Origin of the sequence: Bacteroides sp. AM16-13 (assembly GCF_003602705.1) — a bacterium.
GTDB lineage: Bacteria > Bacteroidota > Bacteroidia > Bacteroidales > Bacteroidaceae > Bacteroides > Bacteroides xylanisolvens.
Genome location: NZ_QTLK01000035.1, coordinates 1,042 through 28,033 on the forward strand (window position 1 = coordinate 1,042; position 26,992 = coordinate 28,033).

The following is a 26,992-nucleotide window of genomic DNA, read 5'->3' on the forward strand; positions in this document are numbered from 1 at the left end:
TTTACTGGTTGGTTCATAACTCTTTCATTTTCTCACAAAAGTAACAATAAAAAATGAATATTGATGGATGGCTGTTATATAAATGATAGAATATCTTTGGAACTATCCGGGTGGTAATAGCGAGAATACTTGTATCTTTATTGTCGAATAAATTAATAAATTGAGAAATGTTGAAAGTAGTAACATTTATGAAGCAGGTAGCCATGGGGCTACAGGTGGAGGGAAACTTCGGTACTGCGCATGTTTATCGTAGCAGTCTGAATGCCATCATTGCTTATTGTGGGGAAGAAGATTTGCTTTTTAGTGAAGTAACTTCGGAGTGGCTGAAGGGATTCGAAGTTTACCTTCGCAGTCGTGGTTGTAGCTGGAACACCGTTTCCACTTATCTGCGTACGTTTCGTGCGGTTTACAATCGTGCCGTCGATCTTGGGAAAGCTCCTTATGTGCCTCATCTGTTCCGTTCTGTTTATACCGGTACTCGTGCCGATCATAAACGTGCGTTGTGTGATGACGATATGAAGAAGGTGTTTGCAAAATTGTCTCGTACGTCCGGTGTGCCATTTGCTGTATGCCAGGCGCAAGAATTATTCATTCTGATGTTTTCGCTTCGTGGTATGCCGTTTGTCGATCTCGCTTATTTGCGTAAGAGTGATTTGCGTGATAACGTAATAACGTATCGCAGACGTAAGACAGGACGACCATTGTCGGTGACATTGACTCCCGAAGCGATGATCCTGGTGAAGAAGTATATGAATCGTGATCCTTCTTCTCCCTATTTATTTCCATTGTTGAAAAGCCGTGAAGGAACTAAAGAGGCGTATCGCGAATATCAGTTGGCATTGCGCAGCTTTAACCAACAGTTGATGTTGCTAGGTGAATTATTGGGATTATCCGATAAGTTGAGCTCGTACACCGCCCGCCATACCTGGGCTACGACAGCTTATTATTGTGAAATTCATCCGGGCATTATTTCCGAAGCGATGGGGCATTCGTCTATCACTGTGACGGAGACTTATTTGAAACCTTTCCGGAGTAAGAAAATTGATGAAGCAAATAAACAAGTTCTTGACTTCGTGAAACGCTCTGTTGTAGGCGTAATCGCTTGAAAATTATTCTGTTACTTTGTAGGTAACGGGAATGAATATCGGTGCAAATATGAGCATATTTCTTAAAACAACCAAACGAAATCATACATTTTTTCTAATAAACTACTCAAAATAGGAATTAACCAAATAAAACACGCGGATTCTTTGTATTAGGGCTTTGTTAACTTCTAAATTTTGCAAAAGATCTCCCTCCCTCTACTGCTGTTCAGAAGCAGGGGTAAAAATGTTTCATTGCATATCATACCATTTTTCAGTATTGACTACTCTGGAAGAGCAGGCACAAAGGTTTCCCCGTTACCTACAAAGTAACGGGCAGTCTATTATTGAAACTTAGTGTTTAATAATATATTATTAATGTAATTTTTAAGTAGTTATGAAAAGAAAATTTGTGAAAGTGATGCTCTTCGGGGCATTGACGCTTGCAGTAAGTACAACTATAACAAGTTGTAAGGACTACGACGATGATGTGAAAAATCTGCAGGAGCAGATTGATAAGATCAACACGTCAAATCCCGTTAGCATTGAGGATATGAAAACCGCCATTGCAGCTGCAAAAACGGAGTTGGCTACAGAAATCGACAAACTGTCCAAAGCTCTGGAGAACAAGGATGCCTCTATTAAAGCATTGGAGGCTGAAATTGCAGACTTAAAAGCTAAACTGGCTGCCGCACAGGGGGATGCTACAGCAGCTAAAGAACTTGCAACGCAATTGTCTAGTAAACAAAATGAACTGAAGACTTTAGTAGATGCTAACGATGCAACTCTCAAAGCATTGAAGGAAAGCTATGACAAACTGACTGGTGCCGAAGGTGATATTCAGACTTTGCTGAATTTTGTAGCCGACTACGAGAACAACAAAGTAATCAGCGCAGCTGCAAAAACTGACGAATTGCTGTCTGCTTTTATCAATAGCACAATCGCAGAGAAACTTGATGGTAAAGATCTTGTAGAATATATCAATAATGCCGTAAGCACTGCCATTGCAACAGAACTTACTTCTGTGAACAATGCTATTACAGCTATTACAGGAAAAGATGGTGCGTTAACTAAAATTCAAGATAAGCTCACTAAAGCATTGGATGGTGATGCAACAAACAAAGGTATTCTTGCTAGATTGGATGATTTGGAAGATATTCAAGATGCTATAAACAGTTTCTTGGAAAAGAATCCGGGACAGTATGCCGATTTTGCGGCAGTGCTGAACCAGATCGAGACATTGCGTTCAAACTATGAGACGATGTTTACTCCTTCCAATTTGAAGAGTGAAGTAGAAGATGCTATCAATGAAGCTATGAAAACTACCGACTTCACTTTCGAGCAGTTGGTTGGTGACGTGAAACAACATGGTATTGACATCGAAGCTATCAAAGCAATGGTACAGAGCGTGGTATATGTTCCGAAGAATACAGCCGGTACAGAAGAGTTTACCACTTTGTATGCTAAGAAGAATTCGAGTGCTACAAGCTATTCTATCATCTCACGCAGTGAAGACTTGACTGTTACATTCCGCGTTTCGCCTGCAAAAGCAGCACTAGGCTTTGAGACAGGAAAGTATAGCCTTCTTATGGATGCGCAAAAGACACGTTCTACGAATACGAATATCTTCAAAGTAGGTGAGGTGACAGTAGAGAAAGAGGGTGGTGAACCTACAGGTCTTATCACTATTCCTTTGAGTACTACTAGTGCATCTGAAAACTATGCATTGTGTCTGATGGTGAAGGATAACAGTAAGGAAGTACTGACAGAGATTACATCAAACTACTTCCCTGTGTTGATGACGACCAAATATTTATCTCCTGGCTACAAGGTTAAGTATATAACTGGTGAAACGGACAGAAGCATTATATATAATGATAATAAGTCAAGTCTGACATTCAGCAAAGATGGTAAGGAACAAGCTGTCTTCTATGATGATAAGACTACTGCCGATGCTGATGCTTCAACTACCTATACGGATATACCCGCAGGACTCAAGGGAGTATTCAATACAACCTTTGAATTGACTGGTGCTAACAAGCAATATTTTGCTATTGATGCAACAACAGGTAAAGTGACATTAGCGGAGACTGCCTTTGGTCAAGTAGGATTGGTAGGTCAGACTGTTGATGTTGATGCAAAGACTGCAATTACAGGTGTTGATGCTCCTGTCACCACAAGTTTGACTACTGGAGGTAAAGTGACTATTACACAGAAAACGGACAATAAAGAAATAGCATATAGCTTCGAAGGTACTTGGAAAGGTAATGGCGTGCAGACATATACTATCAATATGGTTGATTTGTATAACAAAGGAGCTATTACGGAAGCTGATTATAAAGCTTTGGCAGCTAGTGCTTTTGATGTAACTGGTGCAGATAACGGTGTAACTTTTGCTCGCGGTAATGAGAACGCCTTGACAATAACAGTGCCTAGTGCTACAAAAGTCGGCACTTATAATCCTACAGCAGTGATAACTGTATCTTCTGTGAAGACAATTACAGTGAAGGCCGCCGTTACAGTTAAGTCTTTGGCAGACGTTGCTTTGACTACTGTAGCTTCTCCTCAAAAGGTCGATGCAGGTGTAGATGCAGCACAGGCTACTGAAATTGCTGTAGAGGTCGGAGATGTTTCTACATTATTCCCTAACTATAGTGATGTATACAAAAAGGTAGTTACAGATGCAGGTGGTACTATTGAATTTGCAGCAACAGGTACTGGAGTAGATTTCTCAGGTGCTCCAAAACTGATTATTAATAAGGACTATGCAGCACCTGTAAAAGTGACAGCTACAGTGAAATGTGGTGAAAAGAAAGATGCGGTATATACTGTAACACTCGTTCCTGATGCTAAGTTGAGCGGCGCATGGACTGCACCAACTAACCTTACACAAAAAATAGCATCTGATAAAACCTCTACTGTTGATTTAGCTACAGGCTCTGTTTGGAAAGACTATAGAGGTCAGAAGATGTGGGAAGCTGGAACTGGTGTAACTGGAAATAATTCTAATGGATTTGCTAATTCGGTTGATGCTCTTGATATGTACGGTCTTACAGCTCCTGCTTTCAAAGTTGTCGGAGACAATGCCGATAAATTTAAAGTTACTGATGCCGGCGAGTTGTCATACTCTCAAGCTGGTAAGGATATGCCATCTAGAGACGGCTTGACGGCAACTGTAGAAGTAACAGTTAAGTCTAAATGGGGAGGAGTAATCCCTTCAACAGGTGATGTTACGACAATAACTGTAACGGTTGAGTAAATATGATAATAACTCTTTTCTAAAAGCTATCCCTCTTATTTCATTAGTAGAGAGAGCTTTTGAATAGATAACTTTTATAGATAATAAAACCCTTCTTCACCCTCGTGTGAAGAATATGCCGAGAAGAAACAAAGCGAAGGATATGGCTTGTGAAAGTCAATCCTTCCATCTTTGTTCTTCTTTAGAAAAGGGATGCCTCCCCACATTTCCCACTGGCATCCCTTTTATCTTTACTCTTGGAGCGTCTTTTTGTTGTACTAGAATCAAATTGCTAGTCCCCCATTTCCCTATAGGTAAAGGAGACGTTCTCAAGATGCAGAAAACCCGGGCTTGCGAAAGTCCGGGTTTTCTTGATTAGTAACCAATAACAATTAACCAATAACAACTAATAATAGAGTATGTAAATGAAAAAAGAGACTTATTCTTTATCCCAATCCATTTCAGCATTAAAACAGGGGCAAGCCTTGATCCACTCTTCCGGTTCAATCTCACCGTCTCCGTCAAGATCGGGACTAAGATCACGATGTCCGCAGACACGGCATCCCGGAAAATCCTTTAATAAAGTCAGGATAAGAACCCGTAGCGAGTGTTTCTGCCAACAAGTGCGCGTGTCTTTCGGCTGTCCCATGCAGTCCAGTCCGCCTTCATAGCAGATACCGATATTTTCCCGGTTGAAACCACGGCTATGCGCACCGATCCGTTCTAACGGACGGGTAGACTTAATATCCCCGTTCTTACGAATATAAAAATGATAACCCACACCATTGAAGCCGCGGCGACGATGACAAACGTCCAAATCATGTTCGGTGAAAGATTTATCCTCGCGGGTAGCGGAGCAATGAACGACAATCAGATTAATAGTTCTCATGCGTTAGGCAGGTATTAAAGAAGTGGATGATGATGCGGATTCGGAACCATTGTTGCGCTGAATACACTCTTTATTGACACACTGTAAAGTGACAGCTTCCGAAAGTTTGCCTTTTAATGAAAAAATCTCCGAGTGCATTTCCTTCACACGGTCGCTCAAATCGAAATAGTCTTTTAGCACCTTTTCGAGCTGCTTCATAAGGAAGCCATACTGCTCTTTTACTAGTTCGCTGAACTCTTTGACGTCCTGCATCATTTGCTGACGTTTTTTGCGACCTCCGAAAAAAGGGAGGATGGCTGTAATAATATCAATGATTTTGTCTAACATCTTTCTTGAATTAAAGATTAAAAATTAAAGATTGAGAATTAAAAAATAAGAGAAACTAAAAATAGAAAAACTAAAAATAGGAAAACAAAAAAACACGAGAATGAAAGAAAATGGAGAAATAAAGAACATGAGAAAATGCGGGAAAGAGAAAAACAGAAAAACAGCAACCACATGGCAAGGAACCATACATGGATCAGTTCCTGAAACCATGTGATACTGTTTTTTCTAAGGATGAAGTTTCATTCTGCCAAAGAAGGTAGTGCGGGCAGCCTATTTACGCTGCTGGATCCGGTGCTTCTCCACCGCCCGGTTTATTGCCCCCCGAACCGCTGCCGGAACCATCGTCCGAATCACCGTTTCCGGAATCGCTTCCATCTCCCTTTCCGCCCAGAACGAAGTCCACGTTGTTTTCGCTTCGTGTACTCGTATGGCTCGAATTCATCAGCTTCAACGCTTTGTCGGCAACGAAGCGGACATTGACACGGCGGATGCTGCGCACCGTACAATCTTTCATACTCTCCGTACCGTCACTAGTCAGCGTGATGTGGAACGTACCCAATCCGTCAATCTTCACCTTGTCGCCCTGGGTGAGCGACAGACGCAACTGTTCCACAAATGCCTCGATGGTGTGTTTCACATCTCCGGCAGTCAGTGACGATTTACTTTCGATGGCGGTAGCCATCGTATCAACGTCCATCACTCTTACATTGCCCGATTTCTGACGTATGTAATACAGTAACGGAGCATCCTCCTGATTTACATACTTTCTGCGCTGATAGCGTTCTACTAATACATCCATAAATTTGAAAAGTTAAGGTTTAAGTGAATAATTATATGTTTTCTTTTTGATACTACAAATATACAAAATCAGAGAGGCAAAGTCAAGTAAATATGGTTTTATTTTCTCTGATAATATAAAAAGTTTTATACCGGATATGTATCAATACTATTTCGATAAATTGTCTTGATTATTTATACAATAGATCGTTTTATTTAGCATGTTTTTCCAAATATTCCAATGGCGGAACATAGTCATATATTTTTGTCATCGACGGATTATGCCCGAAATATACATTCCCAGTCTCTCCATTACGCTGCTTGGCAACGATAACCACCCCCAGTCCTTCTGTCGGGTAACCGCTTTCCCGGTCGGTGACGACGCGTTGCATCACCGGTCGGTAAAGCAACATAACGACGTCCGCATCCTGTTCGATAGCTCCGCTCTCGCGCAGGTGTGCCAGTTCCGGACGTCCTCCGGGACGATTCTCCGACTCGCGGTTCAGTTGACTAAGCAATACGACGGGAATATGCAGCTCCTTGGCTAGCAACTTGGCTTTCCGGGTGGCTTGTGCCACTTCCTGCTCGCGGTTGCGGTTGGCCTGCTTGGTAGTCATGTCGCAGAGTTGCAGGTAGTCGATAATAATTGCGTCACACTGATTGCGGCTCTTCAGTAGCCGGGCACTTGAGCGAATGTGATCCATGCTGACAGAAGTGCTGTCGTCCACGTAGATGGGGAGTCCCGACAGTTCTGAAGCTGCGGTGTGGGCATTTTCCATCTCTTGTGAGGTAGGTATTCCGTTCCTCCACCGGTAAGGATTAATGTTGCTTGCTGCTGCCAGCCATCGGTCGGCAAGGCGTTCCCCTTGCATCTCAAGGCTGTAGACGGCCACCGCATTGCCCGCCATTGCCGCGCTGCGTGCCAGGTGCAGGGCAAAAGCCGTTTTACCTACGGAAGGCCGTGCGGCTATCACTATCAGATCGCTATCCTGCAAACCGCCTGTTTTCTGGTCGAGTTCGGTCAGTCCGGTGGGGATGCCGGTGACGCCGTTCACGCTTTTGGCAATACGCAATTCAGCTTCTTTCAGTGTGTCGGTCATTAGGGTGTCCATGCAGCGCATGTGGTCGTGGTGGCCGGATTCGCCTTCGAGACGGTCGAGCAGGTTGTGCGCGTCGATGAGGGTGTCGTCGATGTCGATTGTCTCATCCATGGCGCAGGTGAGGAGTTTGTTGAAGCCGACTACGGCTTCGCGTGCCAGATATTTCTGGTGGACGATTTGCGCGTGATACTCGATGTGGGCGGAGGAGGCTACCCGGCTGCTTAGTTGTACGATGGTATACGGCCCGCCTATCTTTTCGAGCACTCCGCGACGGGTGAGCTCTTCTTTGACGGTGAGAATATCTATCTTTTTGTTTGCCTGATACATAGCTATCAAGGCGGCGAAGATCAGCTGATGATGATCGTCGTAGAACATTTCGGGACGTAGCTTGTCGGCTACGAGTGGCAGGGCCTCCTGTTCTATCAGGCAGGCTCCAATGATGGCTTCTTCGAGTTCGCTGGCGTGTGGTTGCATTTCTTTTCGATGTTTTTTTAGTCTATATATTCGTTTAAGAAAGCCTTGTCTTTCAGGTAGGTGGCGGCGAGGGGGATGAAACGTGTGTCGTTGGTGTGGTAGTAGACTTCCTCGATGTGGTCGATGGCTGTCCGTTGTTCCTCTTTGGTGAGCTTGTCCCATTCGCGGCGGGCACGGGCGACGTACTGTTTGGGTTTTTGCATCGTTTCATGATATTTATCCCAGAAAACGTCGAACGCTTCGGATTTTTCTTTCTTTTTTTCTTCGCGGGCTTCCGGAGAGATGCAGCCGGTCCAGAAATCATAGTTGTTGATATGAATGTGGAAGATTCCTTTCTGGTGCGGGATGATCTTGATAATGCCCTCTTCCTGGATTTTTTGAAAGAAGCGGAGGGTTTTGGATCGGCTCCATTGGAAGAGTTGGCTCCAGTGTTGCTGGCTGATGACGGATTCTCCGCGTTGGCATACGATGTCGATCTGCTGAATCTTGTACGTGGTTTCCGAGTAGTTGGCGTGTATCAGGACTTGGAGGAGCGCTTCCAATTCTCCCGGAGCTTTATCGTTTATCTGGCGTTTTAACAGTGCTTTGGGAATCAGGATGTAGCCTTCGTGCAGGAGGTTTTCTGGAAGTTGTTTCATTGAGGCGTATTTTTATTTACTTGTTGTTTGGGGTTATTCCCATGTGCATACATTGTCGGATGCGGCTGCGAAGGTAGTGTATGAATGGCTGTTCGTGCAAATCTTTTTTGGCTGGAATGAAGGTGTTTTGAACGGTATGGTGGTATTTGGGCTGTATTGGGGGCTGTAGGACGGAAATAATGTTGTTCTGTGTGACACCGCGCGGGTGTAAAAGATGAGATTGGGGGAATGAATAGAAAAACAGAGGTTCTGTTGGGATGAAACAGAGCCTCTGTTTATTAGAAATAGAACCTCTGTTTGCCGTAAATAGAGGCTCTATTCGGGGACATGCGGCTTTCTTTTTAGTATTTTTTTTGACAAAAAATCGAACAGCCAAACGAACACCCCCTGGAGGTGACTCAACTGCTTGTCTGTCATGCGTTTGCAACGCTCGAAAAAAAGTAGGCGAACCACCAACCGAACATATATAAATACTAAAATATAATAATCTATATAATATAGTTCGTTCAACACGTTTTTTCTGTGTTTTCGGAGGTGTCAGGATGCAGTAAATCTTTACTTATGGGTGATGCGCTAACGTAGGATTATTTTTTCCGGTCCCCAAGTCATGAAAAGGATCTGCTGTTGTTTCGGACTTAGACGCGTTGTTTCGTGTACGTAATGTGCGGCTTTTAATTCATCGAAGAGCTGTTTGTCGAGTTCTATTTCGTTTCTCATTCTTTTGCTGGCTGTGTCAGCGTTAGAATATTCGGGAAAATACTCCTGCGCTATGGCAGAGAAGGTTTTAAAACCATTGATAACCCATTCTCGTTCTTCCATTTCTTCTTCGTTTTCGTTTGGATTCTCCATTTGTGTAAAATTAAATTGTTTATTAATGCAACACTTCATGTGTTGACTTTGCAAAGTTAATGAAAATATATTTGTTATGATAAAATAATTAATTTATTTTGTTCTATTATTTGATCTATGTAATAAAATATTGTATATGGTAAACTCATTTTGTAAGCGTAGCTTTTTGTATCATAAAATTTGACTTGTTTTGTATTGATATATTTGCTAAACTTTTTTTCTTCTATACGCGTCTCAAATTAAATCGTATATTTGCGAAAAGAATCAAGATTGGGAATTATGAACGAAAACGTCTTAGCTAAACTGAAGATACTTGCGGAATCTGCCAAGTACGATGTTTCCTGTTCTTCCAGTGGTACGGTGCGCTCCAATAAGCCGGGCACGCTGGGAAACACTGTCGGAGGATGGGGGATCTGCCACAGCTTTGCCGAGGACGGGCGGTGTATCTCGCTATTGAAAATCATGCTTACCAATTATTGTATCTACGATTGTGCCTACTGTATCAACCGGCGTAGCAACGATCTTCCCCGCGCCACATTTTCCGTTTCGGAATTGGTGGAACTGACGATGGAATTCTATCGTCGTAACTACATTGAAGGGTTGTTTCTTAGTTCCGGAGTGGTCCGCAATCCGGACTATACGATGGAGAGACTGGTGCGTGTAGCCAAAGATTTGCGGCAAGTGTACCGGTTTAACGGTTATATTCATCTCAAGAGTATTCCCGGTGCCAGTCGTGAATTGGTGAATGAGGCCGGGCTGTATGCCGACCGTTTGAGTGTCAACGTCGAAATTCCCAAAGAAGAAAACCTGAAACTCCTTGCACCGGAGAAAGATCATAAAAGTGTATTTGCTCCGATGAAATACATTCAGCAAGGTGTGTTGGAGAGTAAGGAAGAACGGCAGAAGTTTCGCCATGCACCCCGTTTCGCGCCTGCGGGACAAAGTACCCAAGTGATTGTAGGCGCTACCTCCGAGTCGGATAAAGATATTCTTTTCCTTTCGTCGGCTCTTTACGGACGGCCTACCATGAAGCGTGTCTACTATTCGGGCTACGTTTCTGTGAATACATACGATAAACGTCTTCCGGCATTGAAGCAACCGCCCTTGGTACGTGAAAACCGGCTCTATCAGGCTGACTGGTTATTGCGCTTTTACCAATTCAAGGTGGACGAAATTGTGGATGATGCCTATCCGGATCTCGACCTCGAGATAGACCCGAAACTCTCGTGGGCTTTGCGCCATCCCGAACAGTTTCCTGTCGACATCAACAAAGCGGACTACGAAATGTTGCTCCGTGTGCCGGGAGTGGGAGTGAAGTCGGCGAAGCTGATTGTCGCCTCCCGCCGTTTTTCGCGACTGGGTTTTTATGAACTGAAGAAGATAGGAGTGGTGATGAAGAAGGCGCAATATTTCATTACCTGCAAAGAACTGCCTCTCCAAATGCTGACTGTGAACGAACTTTCGCCGCAACGGGTACGCAGCTTATTGCTCCCGAAACCAAAAAAGAAAGTGGATGAACGCCAGTTACGATTTGATTTCTGATTTATGATTTATGAATTCTGATTAAACGAATTACTAAGTATGTTGATTAGCTTATATAATAATTAGGTACAGATTACACGGATTACACGGTTTTTGGTGTTGTCATTGCTGCAAAGAATCCGCATTAATCCCTGTAATCCGTGCCTAAAAATAAATCATAACCCAGAAATCATAAATCATAAATCATAATTCATAACCCATAAATCATAAATCATAAATCATAAATCTTGAAAATTTTCGTTTACGATAAAAGCTTTGATGGTCTGCTGACTGCTGTGTTCGACGCCTATTTTCGCAAGACCTTTCCCGATGATTTGTTGTCGGAAGGAGATGCTTTGCCCTTATTTTATGATGAGTTGCATACCGTAGTTACTGATGAAGAAAAGGCAGGGCGTGTGTGGCGGGGATTGCAGAAGAAAGTCTCTGTATCTGCTTTGGGCTGCCTCACACAAAGTTGGCTGTCGGAGCTTCCGGAGGTAGGGATGCTCATTTTTCGTTATATCCGTAAAGCGATCGACTCACCCCGTTCCATCGAAACCAATTTTGGCGATCCGGATGTTTTGCGATTGGCGCAAATATGGAAGAAAGTGGATGGCGAACGTGTGCACCTGATGCAGTTTGTCCGTTTTCAGAAAGCTGCGGATGGTACATTCTTTGCGGCTTTCGAACCGCAGTATAATGCGCTTCCTCTTACCGTTCACCATTTCAAAGACCGTTTTGCCGATCAGAAGTGGATTATCTACGACATGAAACGCCGTTATGGTTTTTATTATGACTTGCAGGAGGTGACAACCGTCTCGTTTGATGATGACAGCCGTGAATCCCATCTGATTACGGGGATGCTGGATGAAAGTCTGATGGACAAGGATGAGAAACTTTTCCAACAACTCTGGAAAACTTATTTCAAGGCCATTTGTATCAAAGAACGTATGAATCCGAGAAAGCACAGGCAGGATATGCCTGTACGTTATTGGAAGTATCTGACGGAAAAGCAGAAATAGGGTTTCATTTCTTTATATTTTAGAATTAAAATACTCCTCCTTGTTTCTTCTGCTTTTCTTGTCTCTATTGTTTTTTGTAAAGGGACTTATTCAATTCGCTGCACTGTTACCTCCGGAAACTCCTGTATCAATGAAAGCAAATGTCCTTCATCGTTATTTCGTTTCGACTTGATGACCATACTCACTTGATAAAACTCTGCTTCGCCCTTATGCAACGTTTCCATCTCGTAAGAGACTATCAGGTAGTCTTTAGAGTTGAATCTGTCCGCTATCTGTTTCAGAGTGTCTTTGTTGGAAGTAGAGAAAGAAACCATCGAGCTTTTCATTCCGATGCTTTTAAACAGGTAACTAAGTAATTCCAGTCCGATGAGGGTCAATACCATGGCAGCAATGCCGATGGTGTACATTCCTGCGCCTACTGCCAGTCCGATACCGGCAGTTGCCCAGATTCCTGCGGCGGTAGTCAGTCCGCGTACAATCTGCTTTTGAAAGATGATGGTTCCCGCACCGATAAATCCGATGCCACTGACGACTTGAGCTGCCACACGACTGGGGTCGAGCGTGACACTGCTTTCTTTTATAATCTCCTGAAATCCGTATTGGGAAACAATCATAATCAGGGCACTGCCTAGTGATACGAGGAAATGAGTACGGTATCCGGCTTCTTTGGCACGGTATTCACGATCCAGTCCGATGATCGCCCCCAGTATGCCGGCGACCAATAAACGAATGACGAAATCTATGTTCAACATCATGTGTTCAATCTCCTTTCTGTTTTTTTATTGTTTGTGGAAAAATACTTGGAACTATAAATATACAATTATTTCTCTTTTATGGATCAATCATTTAGTAATATTTGAACGTATTCGATCTATTTTATCGTATATTCGCAGACTCAAATGAATGTTTAACCCTGTGATTGAGTGAATAATGAAGAAAAGATTTTTTTATATAATCAGTTTTCTGCTGATCTTTTGCATCGAGGTATTGATAGCTTTATATGTGCGTGACAATTTCATACGTCCTTATGTCGGAGATATGCTGGTGGTAGTGCTGGTGTATAGTTTTGCGAGGATATTTCTCCCGACAGGAATTCCGCGGATGCCGTTTTATGTCTTTCTTTTTGCCTGTTTTGTGGAAGTGCTGCAATACTTCCGGTTGGTGGAAACATTGGGGATTACGAACCGTGCAGCCAGAATCATTCTGGGCTCTACGTTCGATTGGGCGGACATAGCTTGTTATGCGGTAGGCTGTGTGTTTATTGTTTTATTCGAGCGTTTCTTTCAGCATAAGTTGTAAAATTTATTTCTTTTCCACGTCTGTTTCGGACGGATTCAGATGATGTCCGCAATATTTGCAAAACTCGGCATTGTCTTCGTGTCCGGAGCGATGGCAGTTGGGACATTCTTTGTCTCTTCTGCGTTTGTAGTCTTTCATCATGGAGGCAGATACGATCCCTGTCGGTACGGCAATAATTGTGTAACCGATTAGCATGACACAGGCGGAAAGGAACTTACCGAGACCGGTGACGGGGGTGATGTCTCCATAGCCTACGGTAGTCATGGTGACGATAGCCCAGTAAATGCTGTTCGGGATGTTGTTGAACTGTGAGTTGGGTTGTGTTCCTTCAATCATATACATCAGCGTGCCGATGGAAGTCACCAGGATGACGACAAATAAGAAGAATACCGCAATCTTCTTGCTGCTTTCGCGTAAGGCGGTGAGTAGTCGTTCGCCTTCATTCAGAAAGTTGAAGAGCTTGAAGACACGGAATACCCGTATCAGGCGGAAAGCACGGATGATGAGCAGATAGCGTGCACCGGGGAAGAGCAGGCCGATGTAGAGCGGAAGGGTGGCTAGCAAGTCTACGATTCCGAAGAAGCTGAATATGTATTTCCGGGGACGGGGCGAGCAGTAGATTCTCGTCAGGTACTCGAAAGTGAAGAAAGCGGTGAAAAGGTACTCCATAATGACGAACGGAGTCGTCAGAAAGCTGGGAAGTCCTTTCAGGCTTTCGATGATGACAAGCAGTACGCTGACTAGAATACAGCCGATCAGAATCACGTCGAACAGTTTCCCGGCGGGAGTGTCCGATTCGAAGATGATGACGTACAACTTTCGTTTCAGTTTTTCGTCATGTAAAAAACGATGGATTCTTTCTTTCAGTTTCATACTAACAGTTCATACTAAATGCTATTTGGACGTTCCTCCGGCATCTTCTTGTAGAAAGAGGTTAGGGGAGAGGATTTTCAGTCAATGACCCATTGTTTATTATAAGCCTCTGTTTTTTTCGGATCGTAATACATACCTTCTTGTGTGGGAATATAGAGGGTGTATGTCTTTCCGGTCTTGTTCCTTAATGAGGTGTCGCGCAGCCAGGGGTTGGCATCACGGAGTTGTGCGTATGTGATACCTTGTGATTTGGCATAATCATTCAAATCATTGATGCTAGTGGAGACGGTCACCTTTTTGTAGGGAATGGGCGGATACAGATGTTCCCGCTTCAACAGAAAACCGTAACGTTGCGGGTTGTTGAATATCTCTTTGGCTGCCAATATGCGGAACATATAGCGGGAAGTTTCTTCTACCAGCCATAAGTCCATGGCATGACTTGCCAGTTGTTTGTCGAGTTGGGAGGAGATACGTCCCTGCCCGGCATTGTAGGCGGCGGAGACAGCCATCCAGTCTCCATATTTGGCATACGCTTGTTTGAAATATTTGCAGGCGGCTACGGTTGCTTTTTCAATGTGGTAGCGTTCGTCTACGTTGTCGTTCACTTCCAGTCCGAATTCCCGTCCGGTGGCGGGCATAAACTGCCACAGTCCTGCTGCTCCTGCCGGAGAGCGGGCGATGTTGTTCAGGTTACTTTCGATTACCATCAGGTATTTGAAGTCGTCGGGGATGCCGTTGGCTTTCAGTATCGGTTCTATGATGGGGAAGTATCGGTTGGCACGTTTTATCAGTAGCATGGTGGTGGAATGCATATAGGTGAAAGCCATCATCTCACGATCCATCCGTTCGCGGCGGTCATAGCGGCGGAGGTCAATGGTTTCTCCGTCAAAAGTAACCTGGGCGGGAACGGTGGGCGAGGTGACGCAATAAGGAACTTCCGATTTGGCGGAATGTTGTTCGGTCACCTGGCTGCTGCCTGTCAATACAGGAATGGATGCGCCGATGCAAAATACTAATATGAGCGTAAGAATATAGTTGATTTTAGTTTGTTTCTTCATTTATTTATTTCATTATTTCAGTTAATACCATTCAGTTTCTTGTTCAGACTTTGTCGGACTGTTCACATACTTGCCATTCTCTCCAAACAGATCGCTTTCTGTATTCCGTCCGCCCTGTTTGTAGATGCCGTTCATCGTCTCCTTTATTTGATAGAACAAATTTTCTCTCTCTTTGTCAGTCTGTTCAGAGATTTTTTTCTTTCAGTATTAAAGTCTGCCTTGCAAAGATAGCCCCATTTTGTTTTTTTCAAAGAACTTTTCTTGCATTTTATACGTTTTTCTAGTAGAGTTAAAATAAATAATGAATCAAGATGAATATAGCAATGACCGGAGCTACCGGATATATAGGTAAACATCTTTCCAATTATCTCACAGAAAAGGGCGGACACCGGATTATTCCCTTGGGAAGATCGATGTTCCGCGAAGGTATGTCCGGACATTTGATTCAGACATTGACGCATTGCGACGTAATCATCAACCTGGCTGGCGCACCCATCAATAAGCGTTGGACACCGGAGTACAAACAGGAATTGTTCAACAGCCGCATTGTGGTAACGCACCGTATTATCCGTGCGTTAAATGCCGTCAAGACAAAACCGAAACTGATGATTTCAGCTTCTGCCGTGGGCTATTATCCTCCGGAAGTGGAAGCGGACGAATATACCCGTACCCGCGGCGACGGTTTTCTTTCCGATCTCTGTTATGCATGGGAGAAAGAAGCCAAACACTGTCCCCAACCTACCCGGCTCGTCATTACACGCTTTGGCGTAGTGCTTTCTCCGGATGGGGGAGCGATGCAGCAGATGCTTCGTCCTTTGCAAGCCACGAAGGTAGCTACCGCCATCGGTCCCGGCACCCAGTCTTTCCCGTGGATAGCCATGCACGACCTTTGCCGTGCCATGGAGTTTTTTATTGCCCATGAAGAAACGCGGGGTGTGTATAATCTGGTCGCTCCGCAACAGATTTCGCAATATTCTTTTACCCGTGAGATGGGAAAAGCTTATCAGGCATGGACAACGATTGTTGCTCCGCAGCGGGCTTTCCGTATATTTTACGGTGAAGCGGCTTCTTTCCTTACAGCCGGTCAGAAAGTCCGCCCGACACGTCTGACGGAAGCCGGGTTCCGTTTTTCCATCCCTACTGTCGAACGTCTTTTTAAAGGTACGGATCACACCACGGTCCCCTCTCTCGACCTGAATCGATATATGGGACTTTGGTACGAAATAGCCCGCTACGAGAACCGTTTTGAACACGGGCTGGTAGATGTCACGGCCACTTACACGCTTCGTCCCGACGGTACGATTCGTGTGGAGAACCGGGGGTGCAAGCGCAATTCTCCTTATGATATCTGCAAGACTGCCAACGGACACGCCAAGATACCCGATCCCGCGCAACCGGGTAAACTGAAAGTCTCTTTCTTCCTTAATTTCTACTCTGATTATTACATATTGGAGCTGGATGAAGAGAATTACAACTATGCCCTTGTAGGCAGCAGCACCGATAAATATCTTTGGATACTAAGCCGCGCGCCGCAACTGCCCGAGGAAATCAAAAAGAAACTCGTCACCGCTGCCGAACGCCGCGGTTACGATACCAACCGGTTGCAATGGATAGAACAATTTTGATTATAAATATGCTTTCATAATTAGTTTATATAATAAATCTAGGCACGAATTACGCTGATGAACACTGTTGCTTTATCTATGCGTCATTTTGAAAAAAAACGTAAAATCCGTGCCTGATAATAGATAATTATTAGGCAAGAGTACTTAAAACAATAATGAACTTTAAAACAATATAGATTATGGATTACGAAATTATTCATCAGCCCGAACAGCATTTGTTTAAGACAGAAGTAGACGGTCGTACCGCCTTTGTGCAATATCGCCTCTTAGGTGATTCTCTCGACATCATTCATACCATCGTGCCCCGCCCGATAGAAGGTCGCGGAATAGCCGCTGCATTGGTGAAAGCTGCGTACGACTACGCAATAGCCAACGGAATGAAACCGAAAGCCACCTGTTCTTACGCAGTGAAGTGGTTGGAACGCCATCCGGAACTGAATGGCAATAGTGATTGATTTCAGTGAAAAAGCTTTAGAATGTAAAAATGTGTCGAGATATGGTTTTAGGTTATTTTCGACACATTTCTATATTCATGATTGATTATTTCCATCTCTTCAACTGGGGGAAGAACTCTTTCATCGTTTTACGTGCTTCTTCCACCGTGTATTTCACTTCCGAGTCTTTATTAAACTCATCGAGGTAATTCAGGTTGAGTTCGATCATTTCGTCCATCGTACACTCTTTCGTGAAATGTCCGTCCGCATAGCAATAGTGGCAATAATCCTGATTCTTGCTACCGTCTGCTTCTTTTCCAAAAGTTGAGTCGTCTATCGGCATACCGCAACTCTGACAAATTTTTTGTTCCATCTTTTTTTGTTAGATTATAAGTTTATGTTACAGGACAAATATAGGTAGAATTATTGGAATAGGAGTTATCTGATCTTGCTAATTACCTGTTCATTTCCCGGCTTGTTCACTTTTGGGGTTAATTTGTTTTTACCGGCAGGCGTTTCCACATCCAGCGGGGAATCATTTTCCAGAAAAACACCAGAATCCGGTAACGCCAGTCGATTACTGCTACCCGTTGTTTGCGCTTCAGCGACCAGGAGATATGTCGGCCCACTTCGGCGGCATCCATCAGCAGTGGATAATGCTTTCCGTCATTCAGTAAATCGGTGGCTACAAATCCGGGACGAATATCGGTAAAACGGATATGTAGCTTTTGCAGGTGTGACAGTTGTTCGAGCGCATCTATATAAGTGTTTTGAAAACGTTTGGTGGCGGAATAGGCAGGAGCAACTCCGAGCCCTTTCGTTCCGGCAATGGAACTGATAACGGCGAGGTGTCCGCCTCCGTTTTTCTTGAAGTACATGAAAGCGGTATCTACCATCCGGATAAAGCCTGCTACATTGGTGTGTGCTGTGTTCAATTCTACTTCCATGTTCAGGTCCATATTCTGGAAACCGATGCCGGAACTAAGAAGAAACAAATCCATGCCGCCTAGTTTGTCGATGAGCAGATTCAGCTTTTCGCTTGCATCCTCTTGGGTTACGTCTAATGCTTGGATTTGAATTTGATCCGGTGCTGCCCGTTGCAGGTTTTCGAGAGAAGATTGCCGTCTGCCGGCTACTCCTATTTTCCAGCCTTCCAGTAACAGGCATTTTGCAACTTCTTGTCCGATACCGGAGGTGGCCCCTATGATAATGGCTTTTTTCATTACTGATTTTTTTTAGTAAGTTATAGGTTCAATAAATGTCGTATGGTTTGCCAGGGTGCATAGAACAACATTCTCGGTCCGGAAAAACGCATTACCTGTCGCATTCGTTCGCGCAGGACAGGCTTGTAACAATGTACCGTGCACTCTTTGCATGCACCCTTTTTCTCTCCAAACGGACAACGGTCGAGACGGGCATGTGCATAGCGAAGCAACTCTTCACAGTCGGTACAAAGAATCTTGTTTTTTTCTTTTTTCCGACAATAGAGGCGGATCATTAACTCTACTGTTTTCTTTTCGTGTGCGATGCGTGATACCTTCATCTCTTTCTTCTTTACACTTTGGATTGACAAAGATAGCGAAGATTATGCAGAATCACAGGCGTATTTTGTTAAAATGTATCTTTCTGGTGGGTATTTTCTTTTCTGATGGTAAATCATGAACAGGCTTTTTGAAACATCTTCTGAAGAGCTTGTGGATGACGGAAACAATCTGTATCTTTGCGGCATGAAAAAGTTATTATGTCCGCAATGCAAGATTGCAGCCATGTATGTGAAGAATGAACAGGGTGAAAGGCTGTTGGTTTATGTGCTCGAAAATGGTGAAGTCGTTCCCAAATATCCGGAAGATTCGATGGAAGGGTTCGACTTGACAGAGGTTTTCTGTCTGGGTTGTTCGTGGCATGGTTCGCCTAAACGACTTGTTAAATGATTAACTGTTTAGTGTTTAATCACAATTTTTTGATTTATGTCAACTAAAAGAGGGACGGGAAACAAGGATTAATTCGTTGAATATTCCGTATCTTTGCGCCCAATTTTAGAACATAGACGTATGGCAACTTCTAAAGAAATGACGGCAGGGCCGGCATTACCTCTCATTTTAAAGTTTACACTGCCGCTTTTACTTGGCAATCTGTTGCAACAAACGTATTCGCTTGTTGATGCTGCAATTGTAGGAAAGTTCTTGGGAATAAACGCGTTAGCTTCTGTTGGAGCCAGCACGTCAGTGGTATTTCTCATTCTCGGGTTCTGCAATGGATGTTGCGGAGGGTTCGGAATACCCGTTGCGCAGAAGTTTGGGGCGCGGGATTACAGTACGATGCGCAGTTATGTGGCTGTCAGTCTGAAACTGGCTGCGGGAATGTCGGTGGTAATTGCACTTCTCACCTGTATTTTATGTGAGGATATTCTTCGGATCATGCGTACGCCGGAGAATATTTTTGAAGGAGCTTATGCTTACTTGCTTGTCACTTTCATCGGTGTGCCGTGTACGTTTTTCTATAATCTTCTTTCGAGCATTATCCGTGCGTTGGGAGACAGTAAGACGCCTTTCTGGTTTCTGTTGTTTGCGGCTGTTCTGAATATCATTCTCGACTTGTTCTGTATTCTGGTACTTGACTGGGGAGTGGCGGGAGCTGCTATTGCTACTGTCTTTTCGCAAGGATTGTCGGCTGTTCTCTGCTACATTTATATGTACCGGAAGTTTGAAATATTGCAGGGTACTCCGAAAGAGCGCCGGTTCCAGTCGAAACTGGCTAAGACGCTGCTCTACATCGGTGTGCCTATGGGATTGCAGTTTTCTATCACGGCTATCGGCAGCATCATGCTTCAGAGTGCGAATAATGCCTTGGGAACGGCGTGTGTGGCAGCCTTTACGTCTGCTATGCGCATCAAGATGTTCTTTATCTGTACGTTCGAGAGTTTGGGCATTGCGATGGCTACATATAGCGGACAGAATTACGGAGCGGGTAAACCGGAACGTATTTGGTTGGGAATCAAGGCTAGTGCTCTGATGATGATTATTTATGCGGCTTTCACGTTCCTTCTTCTGATGATAGGGGCTAAATATTTCGCGTTGATCTTCGTAGACCCGTCGGAAACGGAAATTCTGCTGGATACGGAGTTGTTCCTGCATGTCTCCTGTATGTTCTTCCCAATGCTTGGTTTGTTGTGCATCTTGCGTTATACCATTCAGGGAGTAGGCTTTACCAATCTTGCCATGTTCTCTGGAGTGGCGGAGATGATTGCTCGTATTCTTGTCAGTCTCTATGCCGTACCGGTATTCGGTTTTATTGCTGTCTGCTACGGTGATCCGATGGCTTGGATAGCGGCAGACTTATTCCTCGTGCCGGCCTTTATCTACGTTTATCGCAGGTTGAAGAAGCAGGTATTTACGAATAGTCAGGTTACGCAAACGGTGGCATGATTGCTGGTTTGTGGCTTGCGTAACCCGACTTGCAGTTTACATAACCCGGTTTGCAGTTTGCATAACCCGGTTTGTGGCTTGCGTAACCTGGTTTGCTTTGATTTTATTTCGGATATTTTAATCTTGTACAGGGTATAGCGGGTTTCCGCTTTCGTCTACCTCTGTCCATTCTTTCACACTGACATTGGCGAATGAGATGGAGTTTTCATTGATAACTGCCCGGAAAAGGTATGAATTTCCGGCTGACAGGAGGTTGTTGGGTGGAGTGAGCGGAGTGGTGTAGGTACGTGAAAAGCTTTCTCCGTTTACCATCAGCTCCAGTGTCAAGGTCATGGGAGAGGAGCTCTTTACGGGTAGCATGATATATTGTACGGTGAAGTCGTTGATTCCCATATCGGCTGCTTTGTCATAGCTGACTTCCGAAGTGATGATACCTGTTGACAAGTCCATGATTGCGCCCGGTTTCGGCGGGGTGATGGTAGCGGAAAGTATCTTGTTTAAAGTGATATTTTCTCCTCCGGCGATCGCTACAACTACTTGCGTGGCTGCGTGTTGGTAGGTTATGGGGATGTTTACCTGTGAACTGGCGATGTCCTGATGAACCGCGTGCCACCAAAGATAATCTACTCCGTTGGATAAAGGTTCGGATAGTCCGTTGGTGAAAGTAGGCGCCGGGCTGGTGGAATTGCATGATACGGCATAAAAGCTATAGATAGCATTGCTCAAATACATTTTATATCCTAGATTTCCTGTCAGCACACCGGGGGAGGAGGTGACATAGTTGCCTTGAGCAACGGGAGCGCCTGTGATATTGTTCGATGTGTTGGCTGTATAGGCACACAACCAGCTTTGAAGTCCTTTTCCCATGGGGGACATGGCTCGTGTGATGTTTCGTCCTTCTACGGAAGCACTGAAAGTAATCAGCGCATTCTCTTTGGCCGGGTTACCGTTGTTATCATCATTGCCGGAGCCGGATGAACCTCCGTTGTTTTCTTCGTCAGGATAGTTGATGTAGATATTGTTTTTGGAGCAGGCTCCCAGTAGCAGCATTGCTAAAGCAGATACGGCTAAATACTTTGTAATGCGGAATTTGATGTCCATAGTCAGGTTCTTTTTGAAAATTAGTAATTACCCCTATATACATTTCAAAAAGAATTTGGTTCATGGCTTAATCATATTTTTTATGGAAATCGGCCTCTTTCTGTATGCAGAGAATGTCTCCGTATATGGGATGGCGGAACTCTATATATTCGGCATGGAGGTATAGTCTGTCTGCTTTCTTTCCGTAGAGTTCGTCTCCAAGTATGGGGCATCCCAAGCCTTCCGGATGAGCTGCGTGTACTCGTAACTGATGTGTTCGTCCGGTCAATGGATAGAAGACAATCCGGGTGTATTTTCTTGACTCATTGATACTCCTTTCTGATTCAATCCTGTTTGATTCGTTGAAAGTGTTTTCAGATTCACTGGTAATTCTTTCAGACTCACTGATGATCTGATATTCTGTAATCGCCTCTTTCCCGTGTTCTCTACTGACCATTTGCCGAGGACGGTCGAGAGGATTCAGACAAAGAGGGAGTTCGATTCTTCCTGTATTTCCTGTTCTTTCTGCTTTTGCTGTTTTTTTCGTTGATACAGTTTCCTTTGCTAGTAATATAGCTTTCTCTGCTATTGGCTTTGTCTCCTTCTCTGTTTTTATTATCGTCCCATCCAGCACAGCCATATAGCGTTTCTTGATACTTCTATTTGCAAATTGTGCCTGTAAATCCTGATGTACCTCTTTTGTTTTGGCAACGAGTAATAATCCTGAAGTAGCCATATCGAGCCGATGTACAATCATGGGGCCGGTAGCCTCGGGATATTTCTTCTTCAAACGATGATAGACTGAATCTCTGTCCTCTGCTTTTCCTGGAACGGACAACATCCCTGCCGGTTTATTGACTACCAGCAACCATTCATCTTCAAACACGATTTCTAGTTCTTCCTCTTCATGAACAGGATTCAGCAGTGGATTTTCGTCTACCTCCAATCCTTGCAACATGTGTTGCAGAATCGGTTCGCACTTTCCTTTGCAGGAAGGATAATAATATCCGTGATGCCGGATTTCGTTTTTAGGAGAGTCGCCCCACCAGAATTCAGCCATAGCTAATGGCTTTAATTGATGAAGATACGCATATTGCAATAACTTAGGCAAAGCACATTCACCCGCACCGGCAGGAGGAACTTTCTGAACCGTTTGCTCAAAAATAGTATATAAGTCTTTCACCTCTCCTTGGGCGTTTAGCATCCGGAACTGCTCGAATAATTTTCTTTGTAAAGCTGCCGAACGTTCTTTTCGTTCGGTTTTCAATCGCTCTATTTCAATATCGAAGTGCCTGACTTCCGTTTCGAGCTCTTCCAATCGTTTCTTCCATTCCTTTTCCAGTCGTTTGTATTCCGCCTTTTGGTATTGGCTTTCCCGAATCAGGGAGGTTTGTTCTTCTCCGGAAAGCTCGGGAGATGACTGGCGGCGAATCTTTCTCGCCTCCTTTGCCATTTTAAGCTCCGCTTTTGCTTGATTCAAAACAGCTTTAGCCTGTTCCGTTTCTATCTTCCATTTCTCTTTTGAATCGAGATAAGAACTACTGTTTTCCAATTCACGAATACGGATATTAATGGCAGAAATCTGTTCTTCTTCGATTTTGAAGAATCCCTCCGGTTGTAATAGGTCATAAACAGGAGGAACGAAATAAGGATGCAGATTCTTTCCGTCCAGATTGCCGGAGAAAGCTGCAAGATAACCAATCTGATTTTCTTCGTTGTTTGTTATTCCGTTGTCCGTTTGCACAATCAACACTCCAAACATCTTTCCGGAAGCTAATTCCTCTTGCCATTCTTTCCGGCTTGCAATATATGCTTTCACTTCTTCCGCAGCCAACACACACAATGGATGAGGGGTATAATGGAAAGGATAAGTGAATTTCTCCGGCAACGCAAGGTGAGAAACGGGTTTCTTGAAAAAATGTATCATCGGTTTATATATATGAATGAATGTGATTACCTTTGCAAAAGTAACGTAAATCCGCGAATTTTATTCTATATTTGTTTGAGAGTTTGAGTGAGATAACGTGGACGTTTGAATGAATTTGTATGGATAGGATAGAAGAAAAACCAAAATTTGCCTTTCTTGGCAACAGTCACATGGCTTTTTGGGCACTGGATATCTATTTCCCACAATGGGAATGTCTGAACTATGGTGCTCCCGGTGAAGGGCTGGCCTATGTGGAGTCTTTTGCGGTAGACACTTCCGATTGCCAGGTCGTTGTTCAATTCGGAACCAATGATATTTATCAGTTGAACGATGAAAATATAGATGAATATGTAGAGCGTTATGTAAAAGCGGTTCTTGCCGTTCCTTCACTGAAAACATATCTTTTCTGTATTTTTCCGCGTAATGATTATGATGATTACAGTACGGCTGTGAATAAATTTATCCAGATCCTTAACCGGAAGATACACGAAAAATTGCAGGGAACGGATATTGTCTATCTGGACGTATTCAATCGTTTATTGCAGGATGGCAGGCTGAATCCGGAGTTGACTCTCGACGATTTACATTTGAATGGTAAGGGGTACAGTATTCTGACAGAAGCACTGAAACAGGTTTCCGGTTTGTAAAACATACCTAAATACTTCATTCCTTGCTTTTATTTATAAATTTGGTGGCATATCAGTTTATTTTTCCTATTTTTGTCCCCAATTTAATAGTAAATAACCCCCATAAAAACGATAAGACTTATGGAAAAAGTAATTATCAATTCGTACGAAGAATTCGAAAAACTAGTAGGCCAACAGATAGGTGTTTCCGATTATGTGGAACTCTCGCAGGAACGTATCAATCTTTTTGCTGATGCAACGCTGGATCATCAATGGATTCATGTAGATACGGAACGTGCTAAAGTAGACAGCCCTTATCATAGCACGATTGCTCACGGCTACCTGACATTATCCATGCTTCCTTATTTGTGGAATCAGATTATCCAGGTGAATAACCTAAAAATGATGATTAATTACGGTATGGACAAAATGAAATTCGGTCAGGCTGTATTGTCAGGACAGAGCATCCGTCTGGTGACTACTTTGCACTCGCTGACTAATCTGCGTGGTGTGGCAAAAGCGGAAATCAAGTTTGCTATCGAAATAAAAGACCAACCAAAGAAGGCGCTGGAAGGAATTGCTGTGTTCCTTTATTATTTCAATTAATAATAAGCTGAAAAAGACACAGATTCTATCTACTTGTGATAGTGACGGTATCCGATAAGGATAGTGACGGTATATGACAACGATACCGTCACTATCGCAAGCGGATACCGTCACTATTTCTTTTCAGCATCAATCTCTTATATATCAGTCTTTTCTGTATTAATTTTCTCCACGTCAATCAGGGGGCTGACGTTGACTTCTCGTGAATACCTACAACGATTTTTATTTGGGCTATCAGTAAGGATAAGTTTATGTACATTCCCGTTTACCCCTTTACTCCCATGAATCTGAACGGCTGTGCCGGTTTAAAGTCTTTGGTTGCATTTCCGTGATAAGTTTCACCATTGGCGATAGATAATTTGAGTACCGGAGCCCCTTCTGACAAGTCGATTTCCCGAAGATTTACCCAGAACGTATTGGGAGTCAGGCTCGATTCGAAGAAATAGAGCAGATCTTTACTATCCGATACCGTTCTCCATTGTGTGGTGGAAATCTCCGGAAATTCGGGAGTAGAGATGCCATAAGGAACAGAAGTGTTTCGGATAACGCTGAATACGCTTGCTATGGCTATTCTCACATCATCTGTTTGGGGCAGGGCATTGATATAAAAACTGGCTCTTGCAAAACGGTCGGATGGACGGTTGGTTCCGGGCAGGAAACTCAATCCGCCTATTGATTTCCAGTACTCGTTCAGTGCCAGTTGCTTGTTGTAGGTTGGGGAGTTGGTCATCACTTTGTATTCCTTGCTGTGGTAGACAGTCAGCTTTCCACCGATATATTCGAATATCGCACAATCACCTGTTGCATCAGAAATGGATAAGTGTAGGGTTGCCAGGCGGGAGCCATCCGGCATCATATCCGATACTACTTGAAAAGTATTTTCATCAATGGCGGCCACGGCCTCGTCTACGGTGGCGAAGTTATCCAGCATATATTGCACCCATGCAGTAATGGCAAGTCCCGGTTTGCTTTGATCCCTGATCGGATATTCTGCTTCGGGCAACCATAATAGATTGGCTACCAAACCTTTCTCATTCATCCCGTCTGTGCTGGCAATCTCGAAAGCCGAAGTTACCACACTGCCATACTTGGAAGTCCATTTCAAAGAGTTGCTTCCCGTTTCTCCATTTCTTTCCATACCTTTGGGAAATACCCAAAGATTACTGTGCATTTCTGTTTTCCAATCCATAGACCGGCCGGTTGCCACCATTCCATTCTTTCCCGAATAAACGACTCTTGTACACATAATTTTAATTTCTAGTTAAAGGTTTATTATAAGCTGCTTTTACAGGGAATCCAACGGATGCGAATTCATTCCGCAAAAACATATTCTCAAAACAATAACGTTCCATTTATGTTTTAGATAAGTATCAGATATTAATAAAGTATCAAAAAAACAGGTATTATGTCATTAAGTAATCTTCTCATTATATTTTCGTCATCGTTTATGGCGCTTTTTCCGGTGATAAATCCTCTGGGAAACGGTTTTGTTGTCAATGGATTTTTTACAGATCTCGATCCTCAACAGCGGAAAGCGGCTATTCAGAAACTGACGTTCAATTTTATAATGATTGGTGTAGGGACGTTGGTGATAGGGCATCTGTTTCTATTGATTTTCGGTTTGGCTATTCCCGTTATTCAGTTGGGAGGTGGAATACTGATCTGTAAGACGGCAATGGAGTTGTTGGGCGATTCGGGTTCTACTGATAAAGGAGAAGCCAGTCAGAATGTAGATGGTTTCAGATGGAAGAATATCGAACAGAAGATTTTTTATCCCATCACGTTTCCTATCAGTATCGGACCGGGTAGCATATCGGTCATCTTTACTTTGATGGCGTCCGCCAGTGTCAAAGGCAAACTATTGCAAACCGGAATTAATTATTTGGTCATTGCGCTTGTCATTATCTGTATGGCGGCTATCTTCTATGTGTTTCTTTCGCAAGGACAGAGGTTCATTCAGAAATTGGGACCTGTGGGAAATCAAATCATTAATAAGCTCGTAGCCTTTTTTACTTTCTGTATCGGTATTCAGATTTCAGTGACGGGTATATCTCAAATATTCCATCTGAATATACTCTGATTGATAGGTATATTCTTATTTGACAGCTAAATACGTATTTGT

At 43.6% G+C, this 26,992-nt stretch carries 28 protein-coding genes; 12 read left to right on the forward strand and 16 right to left on the reverse strand.

Annotation, left to right across the window (positions count from 1 at the left end):
- The first annotated feature begins 167 nt into the window (after nt 1–167).
- Both DW173_RS21390 and DW173_RS21395 read left to right on the forward strand, forming a co-directional pair.
- Nucleotides 168–1,106 carry a tyrosine-type recombinase/integrase gene (locus tag DW173_RS21390; RefSeq protein WP_008021086.1) on the forward strand — a complete coding sequence of 313 codons (939 nt, stop codon included), beginning with the start codon at nt 168–170 and terminating at the stop codon, nt 1,104–1,106.
- Between the two features lie 373 nt (nt 1,107–1,479).
- Nucleotides 1,480–4,341 carry a hypothetical protein gene (locus DW173_RS21395; protein WP_117684257.1) on the forward strand — a complete coding sequence of 954 codons (2,862 nt, stop codon included), beginning with the start codon at nt 1,480–1,482 and terminating at the stop codon, nt 4,339–4,341.
- Nucleotides 4,342–4,759: 418 nt separating this feature from the next.
- Here DW173_RS21395 and DW173_RS21400 read toward each other — a convergent pair whose 3' ends face one another.
- The 6 genes from DW173_RS21400 to DW173_RS21425 all read right to left on the reverse strand — a co-directional run bounded on the left by DW173_RS21400 (nt 4,760) and on the right by DW173_RS21425 (nt 9,374).
- On the reverse strand, nt 4,760–5,209 hold the full coding sequence (locus DW173_RS21400; RefSeq protein ID WP_120145191.1) for an N-acetylmuramoyl-L-alanine amidase: 450 nt from the start codon (nt 5,207–5,209) through the stop codon (nt 4,760–4,762).
- A gap of 3 nt (nt 5,210–5,212) precedes the next feature.
- Nucleotides 5,213–5,536: a hypothetical protein gene (locus tag DW173_RS21405; RefSeq protein ID WP_004314756.1), complete on the reverse strand. Its 324-nt coding sequence runs from the start codon at nt 5,534–5,536 to the stop codon at nt 5,213–5,215.
- A gap of 274 nt (nt 5,537–5,810) precedes the next feature.
- Nucleotides 5,811–6,335: an HU family DNA-binding protein gene (locus tag DW173_RS21410; protein ID WP_120145192.1), complete on the reverse strand. Its 525-nt coding sequence runs from the start codon at nt 6,333–6,335 to the stop codon at nt 5,811–5,813.
- A 190-nt stretch (nt 6,336–6,525) separates the two neighbouring features.
- Nucleotides 6,526–7,887, reverse strand: a complete 1,362-nt coding sequence (gene dnaB / locus DW173_RS21415; RefSeq protein WP_120145193.1) for a replicative DNA helicase — start codon at nt 7,885–7,887, stop codon at nt 6,526–6,528.
- A 17-nt stretch (nt 7,888–7,904) separates the two neighbouring features.
- Entirely contained in the window at nt 7,905–8,525 is a 621-nt protein-coding gene (locus tag DW173_RS21420; protein ID WP_120145194.1) for a hypothetical protein, read from the reverse strand.
- A 573-nt stretch (nt 8,526–9,098) separates the two neighbouring features.
- Nucleotides 9,099–9,374, reverse strand: coding sequence for a DUF4248 domain-containing protein (locus DW173_RS21425; RefSeq protein ID WP_087318900.1), 276 nt, complete (start codon nt 9,372–9,374; stop codon nt 9,099–9,101).
- Between the two features lie 279 nt (nt 9,375–9,653).
- Between DW173_RS21425 and DW173_RS21430 the strand changes: the two genes are divergently transcribed.
- On the forward strand, nt 9,654–10,916 hold the full coding sequence (locus tag DW173_RS21430; RefSeq protein ID WP_004314762.1) for a putative DNA modification/repair radical SAM protein: 1,263 nt from the start codon (nt 9,654–9,656) through the stop codon (nt 10,914–10,916).
- A 227-nt stretch (nt 10,917–11,143) separates the two neighbouring features.
- The gene (locus tag DW173_RS21435; protein WP_120145195.1) at nt 11,144–11,917 is read left to right on the forward strand and encodes a TIGR03915 family putative DNA repair protein; all 774 of its coding nucleotides are present in this window, start codon (nt 11,144–11,146) and stop codon (nt 11,915–11,917) included.
- Nucleotides 11,918–12,003: 86 nt separating this feature from the next.
- Here DW173_RS21435 and DW173_RS21440 read toward each other — a convergent pair whose 3' ends face one another.
- The gene (locus DW173_RS21440) at nt 12,004–12,672 is read right to left on the reverse strand and encodes an MgtC/SapB family protein (protein WP_004314765.1); all 669 of its coding nucleotides are present in this window, start codon (nt 12,670–12,672) and stop codon (nt 12,004–12,006) included.
- Nucleotides 12,673–12,847: 175 nt separating this feature from the next.
- Between DW173_RS21440 and DW173_RS21445 the strand changes: the two genes are divergently transcribed.
- On the forward strand, nt 12,848–13,216 hold the full coding sequence (locus DW173_RS21445; RefSeq protein WP_120145196.1) for a DUF2809 domain-containing protein: 369 nt from the start codon (nt 12,848–12,850) through the stop codon (nt 13,214–13,216).
- Nucleotides 13,217–13,219: 3 nt separating this feature from the next.
- Here the strand turns inward: DW173_RS21445 and DW173_RS21450 are convergent, their stop codons facing one another.
- From DW173_RS21450 to DW173_RS24025, 3 genes are all read right to left on the reverse strand, one after another.
- Nucleotides 13,220–14,089 carry an ion transporter gene (locus DW173_RS21450; RefSeq protein WP_008021108.1) on the reverse strand — a complete coding sequence of 290 codons (870 nt, stop codon included), beginning with the start codon at nt 14,087–14,089 and terminating at the stop codon, nt 13,220–13,222.
- A 77-nt stretch (nt 14,090–14,166) separates the two neighbouring features.
- Nucleotides 14,167–15,147 carry a lytic transglycosylase domain-containing protein gene (locus DW173_RS21455; RefSeq protein ID WP_008021109.1) on the reverse strand — a complete coding sequence of 327 codons (981 nt, stop codon included), beginning with the start codon at nt 15,145–15,147 and terminating at the stop codon, nt 14,167–14,169.
- A gap of 21 nt (nt 15,148–15,168) precedes the next feature.
- Nucleotides 15,169–15,306, reverse strand: coding sequence for a hypothetical protein (locus DW173_RS24025; RefSeq protein ID WP_153882624.1), 138 nt, complete (start codon nt 15,304–15,306; stop codon nt 15,169–15,171).
- 152 nt (nt 15,307–15,458) lie between these two features.
- On the opposite strand from DW173_RS24025, the gene DW173_RS21460 reads away from it, so the two are divergent.
- Both DW173_RS21460 and DW173_RS21465 read left to right on the forward strand, forming a co-directional pair.
- Nucleotides 15,459–16,772, forward strand: a complete 1,314-nt coding sequence (locus DW173_RS21460; RefSeq protein ID WP_120067493.1) for a TIGR01777 family oxidoreductase — start codon at nt 15,459–15,461, stop codon at nt 16,770–16,772.
- A 179-nt stretch (nt 16,773–16,951) separates the two neighbouring features.
- Entirely contained in the window at nt 16,952–17,227 is a 276-nt protein-coding gene (locus tag DW173_RS21465; RefSeq protein WP_004314771.1) for a GNAT family N-acetyltransferase, read from the forward strand.
- Between the two features lie 85 nt (nt 17,228–17,312).
- On the opposite strand, the gene DW173_RS21470 is transcribed toward DW173_RS21465, so the two are convergent.
- From DW173_RS21470 to DW173_RS21480, 3 genes are all read right to left on the reverse strand, one after another.
- Nucleotides 17,313–17,579: a zinc ribbon domain-containing protein gene (locus tag DW173_RS21470; RefSeq protein ID WP_004314772.1), complete on the reverse strand. Its 267-nt coding sequence runs from the start codon at nt 17,577–17,579 to the stop codon at nt 17,313–17,315.
- A gap of 118 nt (nt 17,580–17,697) precedes the next feature.
- Nucleotides 17,698–18,429 (reverse strand): SDR family NAD(P)-dependent oxidoreductase, encoded by a 732-nt coding sequence (locus tag DW173_RS21475; protein WP_008021112.1) that lies wholly within the window; start codon nt 18,427–18,429, stop codon nt 17,698–17,700.
- Nucleotides 18,430–18,449: 20 nt separating this feature from the next.
- Nucleotides 18,450–18,749: a nitrous oxide-stimulated promoter family protein gene (locus DW173_RS21480; RefSeq protein ID WP_008021113.1), complete on the reverse strand. Its 300-nt coding sequence runs from the start codon at nt 18,747–18,749 to the stop codon at nt 18,450–18,452.
- A 184-nt stretch (nt 18,750–18,933) separates the two neighbouring features.
- Between DW173_RS21480 and DW173_RS21485 the strand changes: the two genes are divergently transcribed.
- Nucleotides 18,934–19,137: a hypothetical protein gene (locus DW173_RS21485; protein ID WP_008771178.1), complete on the forward strand. Its 204-nt coding sequence runs from the start codon at nt 18,934–18,936 to the stop codon at nt 19,135–19,137.
- A gap of 120 nt (nt 19,138–19,257) precedes the next feature.
- On the forward strand, nt 19,258–20,631 hold the full coding sequence (locus DW173_RS21490) for an MATE family efflux transporter (protein ID WP_009040784.1): 1,374 nt from the start codon (nt 19,258–19,260) through the stop codon (nt 20,629–20,631).
- Between the two features lie 117 nt (nt 20,632–20,748).
- Here DW173_RS21490 and DW173_RS21495 read toward each other — a convergent pair whose 3' ends face one another.
- Both DW173_RS21495 and DW173_RS21500 read right to left on the reverse strand, forming a co-directional pair.
- On the reverse strand, nt 20,749–21,732 hold the full coding sequence (locus tag DW173_RS21495; protein ID WP_004325099.1) for a fimbrillin family protein: 984 nt from the start codon (nt 21,730–21,732) through the stop codon (nt 20,749–20,751).
- Nucleotides 21,733–21,799: 67 nt separating this feature from the next.
- Complete coding sequence (locus tag DW173_RS21500) at nt 21,800–23,638, reverse strand: RluA family pseudouridine synthase (RefSeq protein WP_120145197.1); 1,839 nt, start codon at nt 23,636–23,638, stop codon at nt 21,800–21,802.
- Between the two features lie 119 nt (nt 23,639–23,757).
- On the opposite strand from DW173_RS21500, the gene DW173_RS21505 reads away from it, so the two are divergent.
- Both DW173_RS21505 and DW173_RS21510 read left to right on the forward strand, forming a co-directional pair.
- Entirely contained in the window at nt 23,758–24,285 is a 528-nt protein-coding gene (locus DW173_RS21505) for an SGNH/GDSL hydrolase family protein (RefSeq protein WP_167509111.1), read from the forward strand.
- A gap of 120 nt (nt 24,286–24,405) precedes the next feature.
- Entirely contained in the window at nt 24,406–24,870 is a 465-nt protein-coding gene (locus tag DW173_RS21510) for a MaoC family dehydratase (protein ID WP_004308264.1), read from the forward strand.
- 265 nt (nt 24,871–25,135) lie between these two features.
- Here the strand turns inward: DW173_RS21510 and DW173_RS21520 are convergent, their stop codons facing one another.
- Nucleotides 25,136–26,116, reverse strand: a complete 981-nt coding sequence (locus DW173_RS21520; protein WP_117684331.1) for a linear amide C-N hydrolase — start codon at nt 26,114–26,116, stop codon at nt 25,136–25,138.
- Between the two features lie 159 nt (nt 26,117–26,275).
- On the opposite strand from DW173_RS21520, the gene DW173_RS21525 reads away from it, so the two are divergent.
- On the forward strand, nt 26,276–26,950 hold the full coding sequence (locus DW173_RS21525) for a MarC family protein (protein ID WP_049703233.1): 675 nt from the start codon (nt 26,276–26,278) through the stop codon (nt 26,948–26,950).
- Nucleotides 26,951–26,992 lie beyond the last annotated feature (42 nt).